Consider the following 4986-nt stretch of genomic DNA (forward strand, 5'->3'; position numbering starts at 1 on the left):
GGACCGGCTCGGCGTCCGATCCTCCAGATTGGCAGCCACATGTCCGTAACAAGGAGCGTCGCGACTTTCTTGCCCGCCGATTCAAGGACCCCAACGATGAGTTGGAGCTTGTGATCGTGCGGGACATGTGGCTGACCGGCTTTGACGTTCCCTGTCTGCATACGATGTATATCGATAAACCCATGAGCGGCCACAACCTGATGCAGGCCATTGCCCGGGTAAATCGCGTGTTCCGTGACAAACCGGGTGGGCTGGTAGTGGACTATCTGGGCATTGCCGATTCGCTCAAACGCGCGTTAGCCGTCTATGCAGAAAGCGGCGGCCGTGGCAGTGCGGCCATCGACCAAGACGAGGCCGTGGCGGTGATGAAGGAGAAATACGAAGTCGTCCAGGGCATCCTGCACGGCTTTGACTACCGATCGCTACTCACGGCAGACACCGCCGCCCGCATGCAGGGCGTTGCGGACGCCATGGAGTTTATCTTGGGGCAGGAGGACGGCAAGAAACGCTATTTGCAGGCCGTGGCGGCGCTGTCTAAGGCGTTCGCCCTGGCGGTGCCCCACGAGAAGGCGTTGGCCATCCGCGATGAAGTGGGTCTCTTCCAGGAGATCCGGGCTTCGCTCGTCAAGGCGACCGTAAGTTCTGCAGAACGCACGCCCGAAGAGATTGAGGCGGCGGTGCAGCAACTGGTTTCGAGGGCGGTTTCTGGGCGCGAGGTGGTGGATATCTTCGCGGTCGCAGGGCTCGACAAGCCGGACATTTCCATCCTGTCGGACGAGTTCCTGGCCGAGGTGCGGGCGTTGCCGCAAAAGAACCTGGCGGTGGAGACGCTCAGGAAACTTCTGCAAGACGAAATAAAGGTGCGGCTGCGGAAGAACGTGGTGCAGTCACGGACGTTTGCCGAGATGCTGGAAGAGGCGTTGAACAAGTACCACAACCGCGCCATTGCCGCGGCACAGGTCATTGAAGAGCTGATCGCCATCGCCAAGGAAATGCGGGAGGCTCAGCGCCGGGGTGAAAAACTGGGGCTCTCCGAAGACGAAGCCGCCTTTTACGACGCCTTGGCCTCCAACGAAAGCGCGGTGGAGGTTCTTGGCGATAAAACATTGAAGAAGATCGCCCAAGAATTGGTAGACAGGGTGCGCAAGAGCGTGACCGTGGACTGGAGCAGGCGGGAAAACGCCCGGGCACAATTGCGGGTGTTGGTCAAGCGCATCCTGCGAAAATACGGCTATCCGCCGGACAAGCAGGAACAGGCCACGGAACTTGTACTGGAACAAACCGAGGTGTTGTGTAGCGATTGGGTTGTTTCCTGAGCAAAACAGCGGTTCGGCCCCATGTTAGCCTTGCCATCGCCGCGCATGGCAAGCCGCTTTTCAAACCCCGGCGCACCGAGCTGGCAGGTTGTAGAACTCGGGTCTTGCAACCAAACATTAGAACAACATCACTTCCGCGGTTTTACAAGAGCAAACACTTTCTTTTCTGCTACTTAAGGGGTTGCTCTTTTAGTAGGCGGATGAACTCCGTTCGCGTTAATCCTGCTTGGTTCAGAATGGCCAGTAAAGTACCCTTTGGAAGAGCCTTACGCTTAGGCACGATCACCAAATTCTTACGGCCGTGCTGGTCCACATGATAGAGAGCTACATGGCTCCCTTTGCCGCGATGAGGGGCATCAATGAATCCGGCTTTGCGCAGTACCCGCAGGACTTCCGCTGAAGAAACTGACGGCAGATTAACCATTAAGAGGCGTTTACCTCAAGGACTGAAGTGAACTTCTCTTCGCCGGACAGGATTCCCTTCAAGTCATCAAGCATGCCAAGTGCTTTTGCGTTCTCCAAGTAAAGCTCAGTCGCTTCTTTCAGATTGGCGAGCGCTTCGGATGGAGAATCACCTGCGCTTGCTACTCCCAGTTCAGAGCACTTAGCAACATATCCCTCTGGTTCTTTCCAGATAGTTGCTGTAAGCCGATAAGTCTTCGTCATCCTTCACCCCCACTCTGGAACGCTACTCCCATCCCAACCGATTGTCAAGCGAGGAGGCGGGGTTTGGAGGAGGCGGGGTTTGGTCTTGCATTCCAACATTGAGATGCGTAATTGCTAGAAAGGAGGGGGGCGCACCTAGATTCCTCCGACTAACATGGACACAACGGTAAACTCCTCTCCACTCTCTATTTAGCTAGAGCTTGTATCAACCGATTGAGTGCTGCTTTGTGCTTTTCTGGGTTCATCTTGCGAATGTTGATGAGCTTCCAGCGGATAGAGGGGAGCTGGTCAAGGTGGTCGATTTCCACCAGCTCCCATTTCGGTTCACCCCGTTTAACGGATATGAGAAATTCCTTTTCTGAATCGTCGAGGGCATGAACGATGATATCGGCCAAATTATGCTGCACTTCCAAGAGATCATCGAGTGATACATCGTTTCGAGTCATCCCTACAAATTGATCCGCGTAGAGCTGGTTGATGTCTCGAAGCTTGGGGGCCAGAAGCTCATTCATCGGTCGGTTGTGACCGGCTAGATAGACGACGAATGCACGGCGAATCTGGGGAGTGATCCCGGTGTTGTCGAGTAACAGCTTAACATCGAATAAGTCACGGGGATGCTGCCGATCCAAGGCCGCGCAGAGTTTCCCTCCATACAGATCGGCCACGGATAACGTCCGGACGCTTGCAAAGGCACCGAAGTGCTCTTGCGCGGTCGGACACAGATCCCGCTCCTCCGGTGTATAGACAGAGCCACGGATGATCAGGTTGGGTTCGATCTTGACCGTTGCTTCCGGAGTGGAGACAAGGAGTTTTACGATGTGCTCCCCGCTGCGGGACTCTTGAACTATCGATTCAGGGATACGTTGCTCGATGCCTCTCTTGAGAGACCGGAGAGCCTCCCGAATCTCTCGCAATGCGTCATCTCTCGTCTTCAGAGGAAGGTAGGTCAGATCAATATCAACCGACACACGCGGCAGATCTCGCACAAACAGGTTGATGGCGGTGCCGCCCTTCAAAGCGAAACAAGGATACCGGCTGATCTCGGGAAGGCAGCGGATCAATAATCTGACCTGGGCATCGTAACGGCGGTCAAACACCGGGAAGCTCCTCTCGCGCGGGTACGGTTATTTGGTACTTCAGGTTGAGCCGTCCCCCCTTGTAGAGTTGACGCCTGCCCTTACCGAGATCGACCTGTGCAAGATCCAAGCGATGGAACCAGGCGTGTCCGATAGTCTCTGCACTCCAGAGGAACAACCGCTTGACCTTTACCGATCGGCAGTTCACCAGTAGGTCCTGGACTACGTTTGGCCGGAGGGTGGTCAGCCCTTCCATCAACTGGTACGCCTGCTCGATATCGTCATTCACCTTGACGAGGCTCATTTGCTCCATGATTGCACGTTCCGGGCTCGATGCGACAATCTCAAACCCGCCGCAATCCAGCTTGATGGACGCTGCGTTTGGAATACGTTTGAACAAAGACAGACAATGATGTTCCAGCTTGACTTTCCATGGATGATTGCGGAACCATGCCGGTAGTCGCTCCGGACGGTCGCTTATCAGGATGACTTTCTCCTGTTGTCCAAGTGGAACAAAGTGAGAAAGGCCCTGTAGCTCCAGAGCTGTGCGTGCTCCAACATGCACGCTCAGGCCGAGCTGAGTTTGCAAAGCATAGAGCCCTCCCCGCCAATCGACTTGATCGCCTGGCTGGATGAACGCCCTTGCGCCGAAGCGCTCCAGCCATCCGGATCCTACATGCCAATTTGCCAGTTTACTGGAAACCTCAAGCTGGTCAAGCCGCGTCTGGGTCATAACCGTACCACGGGGCCATTCTCGAAATACCCGGTTTATCTTCGAGATCTTTTTACCAGTCATACTAGCCGTTCCTACTTGGTTGTGAACCAGTGATCGATCTGGTTCGTTTTTATGATTAATTATCCAGTATCCCTGGCTATTTGTCAAAAGGAATAAACCATTCCGGCACGCAACATAAGGGTCCAACTTTACGCGGGGGCTTCCCTGTAATGTAAGACGCCCTCGGCAAGAGTTCCATGATGCCCTGGCTCAGTCTTCGTTCAGTAGCGAGGCCTTTTCGATGACCATGGCGAGCGCAAGTCCGATCGATCGTTTCTTCGCCGATCCTTATCCTGGTACAATTGCAAGGTGATGACAGAAATATTGAGAATTTCCGGCAAGAACCTCGGTGAGTTTGCCCTCCCTGAGTTCTGCCCCCGCTGCGCCTGGTTGAAACTAAAGACGCACAACCGACTTCCTTACCAGATCTTTCCCGGGATCTTCAGTTCGATCGATTCTTACACCAAACACGTCGTGCACGGCTGGATAGACAAGCACGGGGATCTGCCGACATGGCTCTCCAAGCTCGGGCCGATCATTGACTACATCCCTCCGCCACATCATTCTCAGTTCCAGCTTGAGCTCCCGAACTACGGGATCCTCCTCACCGGCGCGCCGGACGGGATGCTGAAGCTTGTCGACGGCACGATCGCGATCATCGACTACAAGACGGCTAAGTACACGGCCAACCAGGATAAGCTCCTGCCGATGTACGAAGTGCAGCTGAACGCGTACGCACTGATCGCGGAACGCCGCGACTTCGGCAAGGTCTCCAAGCTCGCTCTGGTCTACGCTGAACCGGTCACTGACGCGGAAACAGCGGCGCAACCTACAATCCACTCTCCCGATGGATTCGCCATGCAGTTCTCCGTCTCGGTCCATCCGGTCGAGTTGAACATGGATCGGCTGGCTCCGCTGTTCATCCGGGCCCGCGAGATCTTCGACCTGCCCGCTCCTCCCCCGGGGAGACCGGGATGCGAGGACTGCGCCCGGCTCCATTCCCTCCTCAACTGGATGCCTCGCTAGCTGAACTGCGCCGGAGATCGGCAATCTGGCGGGAAGGACAACCTCGAACGGGTAAGCCTTACCTTCTATGCTATCGGGCAGAACAGCGCAAGACCGACTTTCCGGTTGTATCTCACCGGAGAGATCG

Annotated in this window: 6 protein-coding genes; 2 read left to right on the plus strand and 4 right to left on the minus strand. The window is 55.5% G+C overall.

Annotated elements, in window-relative coordinates; all coding sequences use genetic code 11:
• The coding region (locus J7J55_03550) for a DUF3387 domain-containing protein (GenBank protein ID MCD6141782.1) at window positions 1–1316 on the plus strand (1316 nt) is incomplete at its 5' end.
• A gap of 169 nt (window positions 1317–1485) precedes the next feature.
• On the opposite strand, the gene J7J55_03555 is transcribed toward J7J55_03550, so the two are convergent.
• The 4 genes from J7J55_03555 to J7J55_03570 all read right to left on the minus strand — a co-directional run bounded on the left by J7J55_03555 (window position 1486) and on the right by J7J55_03570 (window position 3854).
• A complete protein-coding gene (locus J7J55_03555) occupies window positions 1486–1740 on the minus strand; it encodes a type II toxin-antitoxin system HicA family toxin (GenBank protein ID MCD6141783.1) in 255 nt (84 codons plus the stop codon).
• Entirely contained in the window at window positions 1740–1982 is a 243-nt protein-coding gene (locus J7J55_03560; protein ID MCD6141784.1) for a type II toxin-antitoxin system HicB family antitoxin, read from the minus strand. The genes J7J55_03555 and J7J55_03560 overlap by 1 nt, the downstream gene beginning before the upstream one ends.
• Before the next feature lie 185 nt (window positions 1983–2167).
• Window positions 2168–3079, minus strand: a complete 912-nt coding sequence (locus J7J55_03565) for a nucleotidyl transferase AbiEii/AbiGii toxin family protein (protein MCD6141785.1) — start codon at window positions 3077–3079, stop codon at window positions 2168–2170.
• On the minus strand, window positions 3072–3854 hold the full coding sequence (locus J7J55_03570) for a type IV toxin-antitoxin system AbiEi family antitoxin (GenBank protein MCD6141786.1): 783 nt from the start codon (window positions 3852–3854) through the stop codon (window positions 3072–3074). Before J7J55_03570 ends, J7J55_03565 begins: the two co-directional genes overlap by 8 nt.
• 291 nt (window positions 3855–4145) lie before the next feature.
• On the opposite strand from J7J55_03570, the gene J7J55_03575 reads away from it, so the two are divergent.
• Window positions 4146–4859: a PD-(D/E)XK nuclease family protein gene (locus tag J7J55_03575; protein ID MCD6141787.1), complete on the plus strand. Its 714-nt coding sequence runs from the start codon at window positions 4146–4148 to the stop codon at window positions 4857–4859.
• The last annotated feature ends 127 nt before the right edge of the window (window positions 4860–4986 follow it).

The organism is Candidatus Bipolaricaulota bacterium, assembly GCA_021159055.1.
In the GTDB taxonomy this organism is placed as follows: Bacteria; Bipolaricaulota; Bipolaricaulia; order UBA7950; family UBA9294; genus S016-54.

Excerpts from the sequence above, each read along its gene's own strand:
- J7J55_03555 (MCD6141783.1), bottom strand. The coding sequence starts at position 1,740 with ATGGTTAATCTGCCGTCAGTTTCTTCAGCGGAAGTCCTGCGGGTACTG.
- J7J55_03570 (MCD6141786.1), bottom strand. The coding sequence starts at position 3,854 with ATGACTGGTAAAAAGATCTCGAAGATAAACCGGGTATTTCGAGAATGG.
- J7J55_03560 (MCD6141784.1), bottom strand. The coding sequence starts at position 1,982 with ATGACGAAGACTTATCGGCTTACAGCAACTATCTGGAAAGAACCAGAG.
- J7J55_03575 (MCD6141787.1), top strand. The coding sequence starts at position 4,146 with ATGACAGAAATATTGAGAATTTCCGGCAAGAACCTCGGTGAGTTTGCC.